Below are 16142 nucleotides of genomic sequence, written 5' to 3'. Positions count from 1 at the left end.
TAAAATTCTTAGCAGCAGCCAACCGCTTTACTGCTAAGAATGTTTTTTGAGGATAGATTACTTGATGAAAGCACCAAAGATGATCGCGATAAGACCAGCACCTTCAATAAGACCAGCAGCGATAAGCATTGCTCCTTGAATCTTACCAGCTTGTTCTGGTTGTCTAGCGATAGCGTCCATTGCGTGACCACCGATTTTACCGATACCTAGACCTACACCTAGTACTGCTAAACCGATACCTACGTAAATTAATCCTGCTCCTGTTGATAAATCCATAATAAATAAATTATATTAGTTAAAAAATTATTTTTTCTTTTAATTAGTGAGCATGCTCTTCGTGACCGTGCTCATGGTCGTGTTCTGCAACTGCAATTCCGATAAATAGTGCGGATAATACAGTGAAGATATAAGCCTGCAATGCTGCTACCAATAATTCCAATACTGAAACGAATAATGCTAATGGTACAGATGCAAATCCTAATAATGGAGTTTTGAAAATGAAGATCAGTGAAACGATCGCCAAAATCATAATGTGTCCCGCTGTAACGTTAGCAAAAAGTCGCATCATTAAAGCGAAAGGTTTTGTAAAGATCCCGATAATCTCGATTGGAACCATAATTGGGTACAATAAGATTGGAACCGGCGGCATAAAGATGTGTTTCCAGTAATCTTTATTCGCACTGAATAATGTAATTAATAATGTAATGATAGCTAATACTGCTGTAATTGCAATGTTACCTGTAAGGTTTGCTCCGAAAGGGAAGAAAGGAATTAATCCAAATAAGTTGTTAATCCAGATAAAGAAAAATGCTGTTAATAAATAAGGCATATATCTTTTATATTTAACAGACCCAATGTTTGGAATAGCTACTTCGTCTCTGATAAATACAATCACTGGCTCCATTAATTTTCCGATACCTTTTGGAAGTTGTGACTTTTTATAGTTTCTTGCCATTCCTATGAATACTACTGCCATAAAAATTACTGACAAGAACATTGAAGCTGCATTTTTTGTTACTGAAAGATCAAAAAACACTTCGTTTGATTTTTGCTTTCCACTGATGATTGAAAATAATGTAGCTTTTTCAACACCTTTAGTAGAAACTACTTGTCCGTGTTCTAAAGTATACCCATCATGTTCGTGTCCGTGAGCAATACTACTAGAAAGAAAAGTATGCCAGCCTTCATTATCTTTGATGATAACAGGCAAAGGGATAGAAACGTGATGTTCTTCACCACTGTCATCTTTTGTAGTCCATAAATGCCATTCATTAGAATCACCAATGTGCTCCATGATCATCGTGGTCGCATTGAAGCCTTCTTTCGCTTCTTTGTTCTCTACTTTTTCCGCTGATTTCTCTCCTTCAGATTCGTGCTGAGCAGAAGCTAAACTGCTTATAAACACAAATAAAAATGCGAAAAATAATGAAGAAATTTTTCTGTTCATATCTCTTTTTTAATCGTGTGCAAATATATCGATTTTATTAAACTTTACCAATACTAAAAATTGATTTTTATCATCAAAAAAGTCAAGACTTATTAATGAGTTTTATTATGGGTAAATAAATAAGGAATGATGCAATAAGAAAACAGATCACTATAAAGAGAAAATTAGCTTTGGTCTTCTCTATTATTATTAAGGAAACTATAAGCCAGATCAGATCTTTAGAAAGATTAATAACAAGAAATTTCATTCCTGCATCCTGTTTACCGTATAAATACTTTTTAAATATTATATATACTATTATATTAAGCAGTAATATTAATAATACAATAATAAAACTATCAAGAAAATTCATGCTGCAAAAATAGGATTATAATTTTTGAAACAAAAGAATTATGACTTCTTCTATATTCTTAAGGATGGAAGCCGGAAGCCGGATGGTAAAAGTTACTATTCTACAAAACCGTAATTCAACACGCTTTATTAAATATGATCTACAGTTCTTATTTTAAGAAGATAGTCTATCAAGAATCTTATTTACTTTTATCAACCTCAAAAGACTTCCCTCTCCCCGCTCCCAGCTTCCAACTTTAATCAAATCCTTATAATATTAAGTCTATCATACTCAGGTTTCTTAAAAATTCCTTATTTTTGCAAACCTATAATTTACAATAAATATGTTTAATAGTTTACAGGATAAATTAGACAAGGCATTACATAATATTTCCGGACGTGGAAAAATTACCGAAATCAATGTGGCGGAAACCGTAAAGGAGATCCGTAGAGCATTAGTGGATGCCGACGTTAACTATAAAGTTGCAAAGGATCTTACAAAAAGAGTTCAGGATAAGGCATTAGGCGAAAACGTTCTTACTTCCCTTACTCCGGGACAGCTGATGACGAAAATCGTTCATGACGAATTAGTAGACCTTATGGGAGGCTCTCAGGAAGGTATCAATCTTTCAGGAAAGCCATCTGTGATCCTTATTGCCGGTCTTCAGGGTTCGGGTAAAACGACTTTCTCCGGAAAGCTTGCTAATTATTTACAGACAAAAAGAAATAAAAAACCATTATTGGTAGCCTGTGACGTTTACCGTCCTGCTGCAATCGATCAGCTGAAAGTGTTGGGAGGACAGATCAAAGTTCCTGTCTATACTGAAGAAGGTGCAACCAACCCTTCTACTATTGCTGAAAATGCAATCAATTTTGCAAAAGCAAACGGTCATGATGTCGTAATTGTGGATACTGCAGGTCGTTTGGCAATTGATGAGCAGATGATGAACGAGATCAAATCTGTACATTACTTCATCAAGCCACAGGAAACCCTTTTCGTTGTGGATTCCATGACAGGTCAGGATGCGGTGAATACTGCCAAAGCGTTCAACGATGCTTTGAACTTTGACGGGGTTGTTTTAACCAAATTAGATGGTGATACAAGAGGGGGTGCTGCTTTAACGATCCGTTCTGTTGTTGAAAAGCCGATCAAATTTATCTCTACAGGAGAAAAAATGGAAGCTCTTGATCTTTTCTACCCTGAAAGGATGGCAGACAGAATCCTGGGAATGGGAGACGTTGTTTCCTTGGTAGAAAGAGCTCAGGAGCAATTTGATGAAGAGGAAGCTAAAAAGCTTCACAAGAAAATTGCTAAAAACGAGTTTGGTTTTGATGATTTCCTAAAGCAGATCAACCAGATCAAGAAGATGGGTAACATGAAGGATTTGATGGGTATGATTCCTGGAGTTGGTAAAGCGATTAAAGATGTAGAGATCAGTGATGATGCTTTCAAGCATATTGAAGCGATTATCTACTCTATGACGCCTGAAGAAAGAAGAAAACCTTCTATCATCAATACACAGAGAAAAAACAGAATTGCCAGAGGTGCAGGAAGAAAGATTGAAGACGTTAATCAACTGATGAAACAATTCGACCAGATGGGTAAAATGATGAAAATGATGCAAGGGCCTCAAGGAAAGCAGATGATGCAGATGATGAGCAAGATGCCGAATATGCCTGGAATGGGCGGAATGTTCGGAAAATAATCTAAGAGCAATCTGATCAAAATATAAAATCCGACTCAAAATTGAGCCGGATTTTTTTGTTTTTTATCTTTTTATGAACTGATTATTTATCAGTTTTCTGAGATTTTCCTTTAATGAAATAAGAGAAACCAACGTTAACTCCGAAAGTCTTAACATTCGTTTTAACATCTGTGTTCATGATCGTTTCTTTATTTGAAAACTGATCATAAGAAACCCCAAGATTGATTCCTAAAGACGAAGTAGCCATATAAGTTACTCCCCCTTTTACTTTCCATGCCAAACCATCTGTAGTGTTCTCGGTATTCTGTGCTAACAAAGGATCAAATCCTTCATTATTGATATTCCCGTTAAAAGTATATTTTGTCTTATCGGAAGCATATCCAATCCCCGCTCCTAAGAATGGCACAAGCTTACTGGAATTAGTAAAGTAATAAGTAGCTGTAGGCATTACGGAGAATGTAGAGTTTGCAATTTTCACCCCCTGGTATTTAGTGGTAGTACTCATATATCCCAAGTCGATACCCACTGCTAATTTATCAATAACGAAGTACCCTACGGAAGGAATAATTGAAAAGCTATTTACTTTTGGACCATCAACAGAATTACTACCTACTTTCACTGTCGTTGTAGTGTTATTGAAGCCCATTCCTGTGTTTCCGCTGATCACCCAGTCTCCTTTAGTCATTTGGGCATTAGAAAGCCCGAAAAGTGCCACAGCACCTGCTAATAATAGTTTTTTCATGATTATTATTTAAAAAAATGTTTCCAAAAATACAAAAAAACCCTGAGAAAATCTCAGGGTCCTATTGTTATATGCTTTGTTTATTATTTTGCAAATACATATTTAACTCCGAAAGTTACAGAAGCTAAGTTCAAACCGAAGTTATAGTTGTTTGTAGCATCACCATCTTTTGGTTTGAAGTTGCTATAACCAAATTCACCGATAGTAGCTTCGATAGTCCAGTTTTTGTTTAGGAAGTAATCTAAACCTGGCTTCACAGTAACACCGATTTTAGTGTATTTAGCTTCAGTAGAAGTAGAGTTAGTAACTACAGAGTTACCTGAAGTAGCTACAGTACTGTTTTCATCTTCAGTTTTACCGAATCTCATTGGAACAGCTAATTGTCCGAAGAAATATAACTTGTCAGATAAAGTCCAGTATTTTCTTACGAAAGGCTCAACTACAAATGCAGGAGTTTTGTTTACATTCTCAGTTACAATTGTTGTGTTACCTAATGTAGTTGTAGTAGTTTTAGTTGTTTTTTCAGTTTCGTATCCAAGACCTAAACCAACAGCTAAGTTTGTGTTAACGAAATAACCAACTCTAGGTAATACGTTGAAGTTTTCTTTTTTATCGTTACCGTTGTTAGATTCTACTTGAGAATAACCAACAGATCCTGATAAATATGTAGTTCCTTTAGCAATCTGAGCGTTTGATAATCCAAAAAGTGCAACAGCACCCGCTAATAATATTTTTTTCATTTTAAAAAAATTTAATACTTTCTGAGGGCAAATTTACAGTCGTCCACACTAATATTAAAATTTGTTAATGTGATTAATATCATTGTTAAAATTATTGGGTTTATAAAAATAATTCATATTAAAGAGAAGTCTTTGAGTTTTTCACAATATTATGAATAAAAAAACTACAAATCATTAACCAGAGCGCAATTTACTTGGTTTTTCAAATTTTTATTTTTTCTGAAAATCTGATGAAATCTATTGGATATGCTAAAATAGCCTAATTTAAAATGTTAATTTTTAAGTTATTAAGTCTTAAAATTTAAACACCTGTTTATAATTCAGGGCATTTTTTCGTTTCTCAAGGTTTAAAATTGCTGTAAATGGAAGAGTTTTACAAAAAGTTTCTCAGTTTTTCTCTCCTTATATCAACAAAAAAACTCCGGCCTTCGGCCGGAGTCCTGCTATTTTTTAACTATCCTTATTTGATAAAGAAGTTATATCCTAAGTTTACAGCTCCTACGTTCCAGCTGTCTCTGTACCAGCCATAGTCACGTCTGTTGCTTACAGACTGATATCCTATATACAACTCTCCTTTAGACATCTGATATCCGAATTTAGGCTGTGCATAGAATCCTCCGTCTACTCCATCTTTGGTAGAAATACCATATCCAAGGTCTAATCCTACAAAGATAGGAGCTCCCTTAAACTTATATTTACCGGAAACAGCTACAGGAATAAATCCGAAATCATCAAAGTGATCTTTCCCGAAAAAGTGAGAATATCCAGTTGTTACCCCAAGGTCAAGACCTTTAGCAATATTCCACATATAAGCAGCATCCACTCCTAAGGTAAATGAAGATACATTACTTGCATCAGATACCGGAACACCGATATGTCCACCAATTTTAAAACCTTCCTGTGCCTGAACAGCACCTCCTAAAAGTGCAAAAGCACCTAGTAATAATAGTTTTTTCATTTTTTTAGTAGCTTTAAATTAAGCGGCAAAGGTACTAATTATTTTTCATCGTAAAAGCAAAATACAGGAATCAGGTTCCCGGCAACAAAAAAGCAGAACAAATTGTTCTGCTTTCTTACTATTTTCGATCCTGTTTTCAGAATTAGTTTCCTCCGAATTTGAAACCTACACCTACCTGAATGAAACTATTTTTAAGGGTTCCATTTTCGCCATCTTGTTTTTTCATCAGGTTAGATACACCCAAGTTATATCTTGCATCAAAGAACAAACCGTTCTCAAGGGTATATTCAGCACCTACAAACGGGGCTAAATTCAGTTTGTTCATGTGATCTTTCACATCCTCTGTTTCGCTTGTAGAATCAGAAACTGTCTGACCTCCTGCTGATCCTGTTAAATCAGCTGTCACTTTTATTTTTGCTGAAGTAATAATTCCCACATTAAGACCAGCTGCAAATGCTAGGTTTTCTGTAGCATAATATTTCGCACTCACAGGGATTTGTACAGTTCCTATCTTCCAGTCAGATTTTTCAGTACCTGTAACAGTAGCTCCCATCATACTATAAGAAACAGTTTCCTCTTGTTTACCTCCTATTGGAGAGTATAATACTTCTCCTTGCACAGCAAACTTATCACTGAATTTATATTCAGCCATTGCCCCCACATAAAAGGTAGATTTTGCATCAAAGTTGTAAGTATGTCCCTCACCAGTTGCTTTAAGCATTGATAAAGAATATCCTGCTTTAGGTCCAAATTTAAATTCCTGAGCGTTTGCAGAAATTCCCAGTACAGCGATCGCTGCAGTAAGTAAAAGTTTTTTCATTAGTATTAGTTCTAAGTTTAAGGACTGCAAAACTAACTATTTTTTTTAAAACACCAAATTTTGTCTTAAAATTCAAGGTTAATAAAAGGTTAACAAAAAACTTTTACCTGTTACGGATTAGTCATTCCTAAGTCTCTTCTCCTCATCATTGTAGGCAAGAATAATCTTTCTTACTACAGGATGTCTCACTACGTCCTCCTCTGTAAGATGTACAAAACCTATCTCCTTCACTCCATTTAAAATTCTCATGGCTTCTTTCAATCCGGACTGCTGGTTTTTCGGAAGGTCAATCTGGCTTGGGTCTCCTGTAATGATAAATTTCGCATTCATACCCATTCTTGTCAGGAACATTTTCATCTGAGCATGGGTAGTATTCTGTGCTTCATCAAGAATTACAAAAGCATCATCAAGGGTACGCCCTCTCATGAATGCCAAAGGAGCTACTTCAATAACCTTTTTCTCCATAAAGCCTTCCAGCTTCTCATGAGGAATCATATCACGAAGCGCATCGTATAACGGCTGTAAATACGGATCCAGCTTTTCCTTAAGATCTCCCGGTAAAAAACCAAGGCTCTCTCCGGCCTCTACAGCAGGTCGTGTAAGAATAATCCTTTTCACTTCCTTATCTCTCAAAGCTCTTGCTGCCAAAGCAACGCTGGTATAGGTTTTTCCTGTTCCCGCTGGGCCAATAGCAAATACCATGTCTTTTTTCTCCGTTTCCTTTACCAGTTTTTTAAGATTGGTGGTTTTGGCTTTAATGACTTTTCCGTTGACTCCTTTTACAATAATATCCTGATCGAAAATCAGCTGTTTCTCATTTTCGTCCTTGATATTCAGAATATTTTCTACATCTTTCAGCCCTATTGAGTTGTTTTTAGAGATAAATTTTACAATATCATCCAGTTTTTGCTTCAGTATATCTAAGGCTTCCTGATTTCCCATCGCAAAGATGAAATGATCTCTTCCTGTAATTTTAAGAGTGGGAAAGGTTGATTTTATTAAGTTGAAATATTGGTTATTAACTCCATAGAAGATTTTCGCATCAATATCTTCCAAATCATATGTTAATTCAAACATGCAGTATTTTTATTTTAGATTTTAAAATTAAAGCTTTTTTTCAAATTTATATCAAATTCTTTTCAACAATCTTTCGGGCATTCTTTTTATTTTAAATAACTTTGCAATACTACACTATTCTATACATTGCTCATGTCAATTATTACCCTTACTTCGGATTTCGGAAATTTAGATTACAGAGTTGCTGCTGTAAAGGGCAAAATCCTGTCTCTAAATCCTGAGGTTAATATTATTGATATAACCCACGATATCCAGGCATTCAACCTTATACAGACTTCGTATATCGTAAGAAATGCATACAAATATTTCCCGAAAGGCAGCATTCATATTCTTTCGGTAGACAGTTTTTATAATAAATCAAGAAAAAATATTCTTTATAAAGCAGACGGGTCCTACTTCCTGGCGGCAGACAACGGACTTCTGAGCCTTATCTTTTTCGATATTAAACCTGAAGCAATCTATGAGCTCACACTGAATAACCGATTTGATGATGTCATCAATTTTACGTCTACGGATATTTTTGTTCCTGCTGCGGTGCATCTTGCCAACGGCGGGCTCCCGGAAGTGATCGGAAGAAAAATAGATACAGCAAAGCAGTTGATGTTCCCGAGAGCCGTATATAACGAATCTGAAGGAATGATCATTGGTGAAGTGACTTACATTGATAATTTCGGAAATATAATCTCAAATATCAATAAAGATTTTTTTGAAAATATCAGCAAAGGATACAACAGTTTCACGATAAAATTCCGGAACCTGAGTCTTTCAAGGATCTTTTCCAGCCATACGGAAGTAGTTTCGGATTGGGAAAGGGAAACGGAATTCCATGGTCAGTCTGCGGCGATTTTCAATGACAGTCAGCTATTGGAGCTTACCATCTACAAAGGAAGCAAGAAAAACGGTGCTAAAAGCCTGTTTGGGTTGAATGTAGGTGAAAATATCTATATTGAATTCAGCTAAAATTATATATTTCATAAAAAAACCGATTTTTTTTATATATTTGTCAAAATCTAAAAATCAAAAATGGCAGAATACAAACTATTGCTTCCTTCCATGGGAGAAGGTGTTATGGAAGCGACTATTATCACTTGGTTATTCAATGAAGGTGATAACGTAAAAGAGGATGACTCCGTAGTAGAAATTGCAACAGATAAAGTAGATTCAGACGTACCGACACCGGTTTCGGGGAAAATTGTAAAAATTTTAAAGCAAAAAGATGAAGTTGCAAAAGTAGGCGAAGCCATTGCGATTTTAGAAATTGAAGGCGAAGGTACTGCTTCTGAGGAAGTACAGGCAGAAACACCTGCTGCTGCTCCGGATGCTGAAACATTAAAAACGATTGAGCAGCCTTTACAAACTACAATTGCTGCAAACGTTGAATTCTCAGGAGATCTGTATCTGTCTCCACTTGTAAAATCAATTGCACAACAGGAAAATATTTCTGAAACTGAACTGAAATCTATCAAAGGAAGCGGTTTGGAAGGAAGAATTACCAAAGAAGATATTCTGGCGTATGTAGCCAACAGAGGAACGCAGCCGGCTCCACAAGCAGCTCCGGTACAGGCGGCCTCTACTCCACAACCGGCAGTATCTGCTCCGGCAGCTACGATCCCGGTAAGTGCAGGTGATGAGATCATTCCAATGGACAGAATGAGAAAGATCATCGCTGAAAATATGGTGAAAGCAAAACAAATTGCTCCACACGTTACTTCTTTCATTGAAACAGACGTTACCAACGTTGTAAAATGGAGAAACAAAAACAAGGCGATCTTCGAAAAACGTGAAGGTGAAAAACTTACTTTCATGCCTATTTTCGTAAAAGCTGTTGTAAAAGCAATCCAGGATTTCCCAATGATCAATGTTTCTGTAAATGGTGAAAACATCATTAAAAAGAAAAACATCAATATCGGTATGGCAACTGCTCTGCCAGACGGAAATCTTATTGTTCCTGTCATCAAAAATGCTGATCAGCTATCTCTTTCAGGTCTTGCAAAAGCCATCAACGATTTAGCTTACAGAGCAAGAAACAAGAAATTAAGACCTGAAGATACTCAGGGAGCAACTTATACTATTTCTAACGTGGGAAGCTTTGGAAACCTTATGGGAACTCCGATCATTCCTCAGCCTCAGGTTGCTATTTTAGCTATTGGAGCCATCGTTAAGAAACCTGCGGTTCTTGAAACAGCAGACGGAGATGTGATCGCCATCAGAAACCTGATGTTTATGTCTCACTCTTACGATCATAGGGTAGTAGACGGTTCTTTAGGAGGAATGATGCTGAAACATGTTCATGATTACCTTGAAAACTGGGATCTGAATACAGAAATATAACCTTTTTTTCAGGAAATATCTTAAAAAACAGAAGTTAAAAACCATCACTCAATAAAATAGACATAATATATGAAAGGCGCAACTTTACTGGCAGTAATTTCACTGAGCATTATTATCCTTGTTGATCTTATCCAGCTTATTCTGGGCTTCACAGGAACTTATTCTATGGAGTTGTACAGCGCCTTTGGTATTATCAATCTTCTTTGTTTTGTGGGAATTCTGCAGTTTTTTGTTAAATTATACAACAAGCAGAAAGAATGAATCCTGAACTTAGAGATCTTTTTGAGATCAAACAGAATGAAGAGAAAAGCAGGCAGCCTTCTCAACAAAATGTCTGGAGGCATATTATAATACGGCTTGCAGTAATTGTTCCGGGGACTATTGTATTCTTCATTATAATGAGTAAAGCCAGCGGCTGGGGAGCATTTGGTTTTGCGTTGTATATGTTGATTTTTCATGTACTGTGGTTTCTCTTTATTTTTATTGAAGCTATCGTTCTTCAGAGTAATGAAAAGTATAAACTCAGGAATGTGAATTTCATTTTCATGGCAATTCTTCTGTTACTGTATGGTATCGTATTTGCCCTCCTTGGGCTTTAAAAAATATCAACAAAAAGCTTTCCGGTTGGAAAGCTTTTTTGTTTTTATCGGAGGTCACACTCCAATTTTATTCATTTAGCTATTGCGTTTCTGTGCATCCTTTGGCTGTTTTTATTTTCGTATATTATAAATTTTATCAAATAGTTCTATCTTTAAAAAAACATTTCACCCATGGAATTAGATTTCAGAAAGCTGCTTGTCACTAAATTATTTGGTTTTTCAAAGAAAGACGAAGAATTAATTATTGAAGTTTATGACCAGTTATTTGAGCGCTATGACATTTCAGTAATAGATATTAAGGACTCTCCTTATCATGAGTTTAAAACGGATGAACCCAATCTTTTAAAAACTCCGGAAATCTGCTACTACATTACCAATAAGGAAAAAACCAACCTATTCTACCTTTTCATCACGAATGTAATCGGAACCTCTGCGAGAGGAGCCCGTATGACGGACCATAAAGACACGTTGGAAATCTGGGGATTAAAAAAACTGGATGATGATTTTGGTTTTATTTCTGTCAATAAGAAAAATTTTGCTGATAAAATTGCAGGAATCTTCAGCCGCTTCAATGTGAATTTTAAAGAAAATCAAGACTTTAAAGATTTCTATGTTCTGGGAAGTGATCCTTATAAAACAATGACATTTTTAAATCCGCACAGAAAGGAAATCATCAAAGCAATTCCCGATGAAGATTTTAAAATTGAAGTAAAAAACAATTTACTGAGTTTCGGATTGCCAAAGGTATTAAGCGTAGAGAATGCATTAACAACCGCTGATTTTATGGAGAACATATAATTAACTTCTCGGAATTTTACCGTAAATTCATCCCACAAACCAAACAAATGCTGAAAATCTTTACCTTCATACGGGATTCCCTTAAAAATTCTTTTGACAACATTCGGAATGAGCAGCTGAAACATAATCTGCTCCAGGCTATTCCGTTCTGGATCGGATCTGTGATCACCGGATTTTTTGCTGTACTCTATGCTCAGGTATTTGCATGGGGCGAAAATCTCATGAATTTTATTTTTGACTGGCATGCCTGGATGATCTTCATTATTGCACCTGTAGGCTTTGTATTATCCTGGTGGCTGGTAAAAGAATTTGCGCCCAATGCCAAAGGAAGCGGTATTCCACAGGTGATGGCCGCTGTAGAACTCGCTAATCCGAAAGAACATAAAAAGATCAGAAGCCTTTTAAGCATTAAGATTATTTTCTTCAAAATCCTTTCTTCGGTTATTCTCGTGATTGGTGGTGGTGCTGTTGGCCGTGAGGGCCCTACTATCCAGATTGCCGGCTCCGTATTCAGAAAAGTTAATGAATATCTTCCGGAATGGTGGCCTAAGATCTCCAAGAAAAACATGATCATGACAGGAGCTGCAGCCGGGCTTGCGGCAGCTTTCAATACCCCGTTGGGAGGAATTGTTTTTGCCGTGGAAGAGCTTTCGAAAACACATATCAATTATTTCAAAACAGCCCTGTTTACAGCGGTTATTATTGCAGGTTTAACAGCTCAGACCTTAGCCGGATCTTATCTGTATTTAGGATATCCCAAAACGAATGATGTTTCCTTAATGGTAATGTTTCCGATTATCCTCGTTGCTGCTGTTGCCGGCATTCTCGCAAGCCAGTTGTCCGTTATTATGCTCAGGATCAATGGATGGAAAAAGAAAACCCTGAAAACCGATCAGGCCAATGTAATATTTCTGATCATCTGTGCTCTGATTATTGCTTCCATAGCTTATTTCATCAACAGGGAAATTCTCGGTTCCGGAAAAGAGATCATGGAAAGAGTCCTTTTTACCAAAGATAAACATGAAGACTGGTATGTTCCTGTTTTAAGAATGCTTGGCCCTGCCCTTTCTTTTACTTCAGGAGGTGCAGGCGGTATTTTTGCCCCGGCCCTGACTGCAGGTGCCAGCATTGGTTCTGTAATTTCAGGAGCGATTCATCTGACGCCTAATGAAACCAATGTGGTAGTTCTTGCCGGAATGGTGGCTTTCCTTACAGGAATTACCAGAGCACCATTTACTTCAGCCATTATCGTTCTGGAAATGACAGACAGGCATTCACTGATATTCCATCTGATGCTTGCCGGGATGGTTTCTTCCATTGCCTCTATTCTTGTAAGCAGGCATTCATTGTATGATGTTTTAAAAATAAATTTCTTAACAGAAATAAGAAAATATTAAAAAAATTAATAAAAACAGTCATAATTAATTAAATATAAAACATTAAATATTTGGTTTTTAGCATAATTTTAATTATATTTGGAATACAACCAAAAAAATATTACTGTTATGCGAAAAATTTTACTATTAGCAACATTCGTTGCTGTTCCCGTATTGGGGTACAGTCAAATATTTCAAGAAGATTTTGATGGAACCGGACCCGGCATTGCCGCCTGGACGACAATTGACGCTGATGGGCTAACTCCGGCTTCCGGTGTAAGCTTTATTACCAATGGATGGAACCGTATTGACCGGGATGGTACGGACGGCAGCTTTGGAGGCCCCGCAGGTAATTATGCAGCCATGAGCACTTCATGGTATACTCCTGCAGGAACTTCAAATGACTGGCTGATCTCACCGCAGATAGCTGTATCAGGAGCTTCTCCTACATTATATTGGGATGCTAAAGCGCAGGACCCTGATTATCCGGATGGCTATAAAATAATGCTTTCTCCCACCGGAGGAAATACCGTAGCTGATTTTACGGTAGAACTATACAATACAACAGGGGAAAACTCGTGGTGGACAAGCCGTGCCTTAAGTCTTACTCCTTATATCGGACAAAATGTAAGAATTGCTTTTGTGAATAACAATAATGACAAATTCATGCTGATTGTTGATAATATAAAAGTTGATTACACTTATGTAGAACCTCCTATAACCTACTGCGGCCCTGTAAGCTTTATTGACATATTCGGTGATCCTGCCGATGAACCTATTACATTGGTAAATTTTGCAGGAATCAACAACGTAACAAACAATGCTCTTGGTACCGGAACTTCTCATGAATATTTCCTGAGCCAAACCGCTACCGTCACTCAGGGACAAACCTATGATATCACACTGAAAGGGAATACAGGCGGTAACTGGGAAAACAGCTTTGCAGTATTTATAGACTGGAATCAGAACGGAACTTTAGATGATCCCGGTGAAGTATATGAAGTGACCCAGACTATTCAAAACTCTACCGGTATAGACGCTATCCAGGCAGTACATTCTATAGCTGTTCCTGCCAATGCGTTACCGGGAAATACCAGAATGAGAGTAAAAAAACTATACGGAACCATTGATGATGATCCTAGCCTCATAGTTCCTTGTGCAGGGGGAGCGTATGGACAGGTAGAAGATTATACCGTAAATGTTCTTGCTTCTTCTCTGGCAACAAATGAAGTAACGAAGAAAGACACTTCATTCAGGGTATATCCGAATCCTGTAGCTCATACTTTAAATATTGATTCACAAAATAAAGTAAAAACAGTAAGCGTATTTGATGCTACAGGCAGAAATGTATTACACTCTGAAATCAATCAGGCGAAATTTACGGTAGATGTATCCAAACTAACTTCAGGAACATACATTGTTACTGTACAAACAGAAAACGGATCACAATCTGTAAAAGTGATTAAGAAATAATAGTATTGCAAAATAGAAGTGAAGAAGGCCTGTTCATTTACAGGTCTTCTTTGCATTAGATTCAAATCTTTAAAAGCTCCGGAATGGCAACAGGTTCTACTTTATAAGCTGGCGTTTTTTTAATCACAGGCTTGTTGTATTCCATTTGGAATTACCGTATTTTACAGATTACAATATTCAGAAATGAGATCTTCCGAGGTATATATTCACATTCAGTACTCAACTATTTCACCTCTACTCTTGCATATACAAAATATATTTTCTACTTTTGCACCTCGAAATAATTAACAAATTTATTTAACATTATGAACAATTACGAAACTGTTTTCATTTTAACTCCCGTTCTATCTGAGTCACAGGTAGAGGAAGCAGTGAACAAGTATGTAGATCTTATCAAAGAAAAGAACTGCGAAATCGTTGCTAAAGAAAACTGGGGATTAAAAAAATTAGCTTATCCGATCCAATTGAAAAAGAACGGGTTCTATACTTTAATCGAATTTAAAGGAGAGGGTTCTGTAGTAGCTGACTTAGAATTGGCATTCAAGCGTGACGAGAGAGTAATCCGTTACCTTACTACAAAACTTGACAAGCATGCTGTAGAGTACGCTGTAACTAGAAGAGCTAAAGTAAAAGCGGCTAAAGCTTAATTATTAACCCTATTTTTTAAAAAAGACAAGACATGGCAATAGATGAAATGGCTAAACAAGCCTCAGCAGGAGGAGAATCAGAAGTAAAATTCCTTACTCCGCTTGATATCAATACAAAATCTGAAAAGAAATATTGTAGATTCAAAAAATACGGAATTAAGCACGTTGATTACAAAGATGCTGATTTCTTATTACAGTTCGTGAACGAGCAAGGTAAAATTTTACCAAGAAGATACACTGGAACTTCTTTAAAATACCAAAGAAAAGTTTCTGCTGCTATCAAAAGAGCAAGACACCTTGCATTACTACCATACGTAGCTGACTTATTAAAATAAGACAAAAAATAAATAAAAGAAGAGAGCAATCTCTTCTTTTGTTGCTGAATACATCATTAATTCTAACTTGATTTTAGACTATACACTAAAATCTAAAAAAGGACAACAACAATGGAAATTATCCTAAAAAAAGACGTAGAAAACTTAGGACTTGAGTTTGATACAGTAAACGTAAAGCCAGGTTATGCTAGAAACTTCTTAATCCCTCAAGGATTTGCACTTTTAGCTACCCCTAAAAACAAAGCTGCTTTAGAAGCTACATTAGAAGCTAGAAAAGAAGAAGAAGCTAAATTGATCGCTGCTGCAAACGCTGTAGTAGAGCAATTGAAGAAAACTTCTATCACTATTCCTGCAAAAGTAGGTGCTGGTGATAAATTATTCGGATCTATCAACAATGCTGATCTATCTGCTGCTTTAGAAAAAGCTGGTGTTTCTGTAGAGAAAAAATATATCAAAATTCCTGGTAACACTATCAAGAGAACTGGTAAATTTGCTGCTCTTATCAGACTTCACAGAAATGTTGAGTACAACTACGAATTCGACATCGTTTCTGACGCTCCGGTTGAAGCTGCTCCTGCTAAAAAGGAAGAGGCTAAATCTGAAGAAGCTTAATAAGCGACTGAGAATTTCTCACCATACAAGACCACTTCATTTTTTGGAGTGGTTTTTTTGTGTAGTTCGGAAAGGATTATGTATATGACTACCCCGTCTTTTTGCTTGGCAAAAATCCACCCCTTCAGGGAAGGGGAATGTAGGAAATCTT

Annotated in this window: 18 protein-coding genes; 11 read left to right on the top strand and 7 right to left on the bottom strand. The window is 36.5% G+C overall.

Translation table 11 applies throughout. From position 1 onward, the window contains the following. Positions 1-57 precede the first annotated feature (57 nt). Together ACTJJF_RS04135 and atpB are read right to left on the bottom strand one after the other, a co-directional pair. Positions 58-276 carry an ATP synthase F0 subunit C gene (locus ACTJJF_RS04135; RefSeq protein ID WP_007844726.1) on the bottom strand — a complete coding sequence of 73 codons (219 nt, stop codon included), beginning with the start codon at positions 274-276 and terminating at the stop codon, positions 58-60. Between the two features lie 43 nt (positions 277-319). After that, entirely contained in the window at positions 320-1447 is a 1128-nt protein-coding gene (gene atpB / locus ACTJJF_RS04130) for a F0F1 ATP synthase subunit A (protein WP_276162333.1), read from the bottom strand. A gap of 674 nt (positions 1448-2121) precedes the next feature. Here atpB and ffh point away from each other — a divergent pair. After that, positions 2122-3483, top strand: coding sequence for a signal recognition particle protein (gene ffh, locus ACTJJF_RS04125; protein WP_312303012.1), 1362 nt, complete (start codon positions 2122-2124; stop codon positions 3481-3483). A gap of 82 nt (positions 3484-3565) precedes the next feature. On the opposite strand, the gene ACTJJF_RS04120 is transcribed toward ffh, so the two are convergent. The 5 genes from ACTJJF_RS04120 to ACTJJF_RS04100 form a co-directional block, all read right to left on the bottom strand. After that, the gene (locus ACTJJF_RS04120) at positions 3566-4225 is read right to left on the bottom strand and encodes an OmpW family outer membrane protein (protein ID WP_312303009.1); all 660 of its coding nucleotides are present in this window, start codon (positions 4223-4225) and stop codon (positions 3566-3568) included. Positions 4226-4308: 83 nt separating this feature from the next. Then, on the bottom strand, positions 4309-4965 hold the full coding sequence (locus tag ACTJJF_RS04115; protein WP_276162335.1) for an outer membrane beta-barrel protein: 657 nt from the start codon (positions 4963-4965) through the stop codon (positions 4309-4311). 460 nt (positions 4966-5425) lie between these two features. Continuing rightward, positions 5426-5923: a hypothetical protein gene (locus ACTJJF_RS04110; protein WP_312303005.1), complete on the bottom strand. Its 498-nt coding sequence runs from the start codon at positions 5921-5923 to the stop codon at positions 5426-5428. Between the two features lie 142 nt (positions 5924-6065). Next, positions 6066-6743 carry a porin family protein gene (locus tag ACTJJF_RS04105; RefSeq protein ID WP_312303002.1) on the bottom strand — a complete coding sequence of 226 codons (678 nt, stop codon included), beginning with the start codon at positions 6741-6743 and terminating at the stop codon, positions 6066-6068. 117 nt (positions 6744-6860) lie between these two features. Then, complete coding sequence (locus ACTJJF_RS04100) at positions 6861-7820, bottom strand: PhoH family protein (protein WP_312302999.1); 960 nt, start codon at positions 7818-7820, stop codon at positions 6861-6863. Positions 7821-7952: 132 nt separating this feature from the next. On the opposite strand from ACTJJF_RS04100, the gene ACTJJF_RS04095 reads away from it, so the two are divergent. From ACTJJF_RS04095 to rplI, 10 genes are all read left to right on the top strand, one after another. Then, positions 7953-8780 (top strand): SAM hydrolase/SAM-dependent halogenase family protein, encoded by an 828-nt coding sequence (locus tag ACTJJF_RS04095; protein ID WP_065398073.1) that lies wholly within the window; start codon positions 7953-7955, stop codon positions 8778-8780. 63 nt (positions 8781-8843) lie between these two features. Beyond that, positions 8844-10151: a dihydrolipoamide acetyltransferase family protein gene (locus tag ACTJJF_RS04090; protein WP_312302993.1), complete on the top strand. Its 1308-nt coding sequence runs from the start codon at positions 8844-8846 to the stop codon at positions 10149-10151. Between the two features lie 69 nt (positions 10152-10220). Next, entirely contained in the window at positions 10221-10412 is a 192-nt protein-coding gene (locus tag ACTJJF_RS04085) for a hypothetical protein (RefSeq protein ID WP_312302991.1), read from the top strand. Continuing rightward, entirely contained in the window at positions 10409-10750 is a 342-nt protein-coding gene (locus ACTJJF_RS04080; RefSeq protein ID WP_312302988.1) for a hypothetical protein, read from the top strand. Before ACTJJF_RS04085 ends, ACTJJF_RS04080 begins: the two co-directional genes overlap by 4 nt. A gap of 171 nt (positions 10751-10921) precedes the next feature. Beyond that, a complete protein-coding gene (locus ACTJJF_RS04075; protein ID WP_440698786.1) occupies positions 10922-11548 on the top strand; it encodes a hypothetical protein in 627 nt (208 codons plus the stop codon). A 47-nt stretch (positions 11549-11595) separates the two neighbouring features. Continuing rightward, positions 11596-12945 carry a chloride channel protein gene (locus tag ACTJJF_RS04070; protein ID WP_440698785.1) on the top strand — a complete coding sequence of 450 codons (1350 nt, stop codon included), beginning with the start codon at positions 11596-11598 and terminating at the stop codon, positions 12943-12945. A gap of 108 nt (positions 12946-13053) precedes the next feature. Continuing rightward, positions 13054-14397, top strand: a complete 1344-nt coding sequence (locus tag ACTJJF_RS04065) for a choice-of-anchor J domain-containing protein (RefSeq protein ID WP_440698784.1) — start codon at positions 13054-13056, stop codon at positions 14395-14397. A 305-nt stretch (positions 14398-14702) separates the two neighbouring features. Further along, positions 14703-15044 carry a 30S ribosomal protein S6 gene (rpsF, locus tag ACTJJF_RS04060; protein ID WP_047095723.1) on the top strand — a complete coding sequence of 114 codons (342 nt, stop codon included), beginning with the start codon at positions 14703-14705 and terminating at the stop codon, positions 15042-15044. 32 nt (positions 15045-15076) lie between these two features. Next, the gene (gene rpsR / locus ACTJJF_RS04055) at positions 15077-15379 is read left to right on the top strand and encodes a 30S ribosomal protein S18 (protein WP_002979091.1); all 303 of its coding nucleotides are present in this window, start codon (positions 15077-15079) and stop codon (positions 15377-15379) included. 111 nt (positions 15380-15490) lie between these two features. Continuing rightward, on the top strand, positions 15491-15991 hold the full coding sequence (gene rplI / locus ACTJJF_RS04050; RefSeq protein WP_123871478.1) for a 50S ribosomal protein L9: 501 nt from the start codon (positions 15491-15493) through the stop codon (positions 15989-15991). Positions 15992-16142 lie beyond the last annotated feature (151 nt).

This window comes from Chryseobacterium sp. 22458 (assembly GCF_052044975.1).
Taxonomy (GTDB): domain Bacteria; phylum Bacteroidota; class Bacteroidia; order Flavobacteriales; family Weeksellaceae; genus Chryseobacterium.
The sequence above is the reverse complement of the archived record's forward strand: the minus strand, read 5'-3'. Positions and strand labels throughout refer to the sequence as shown.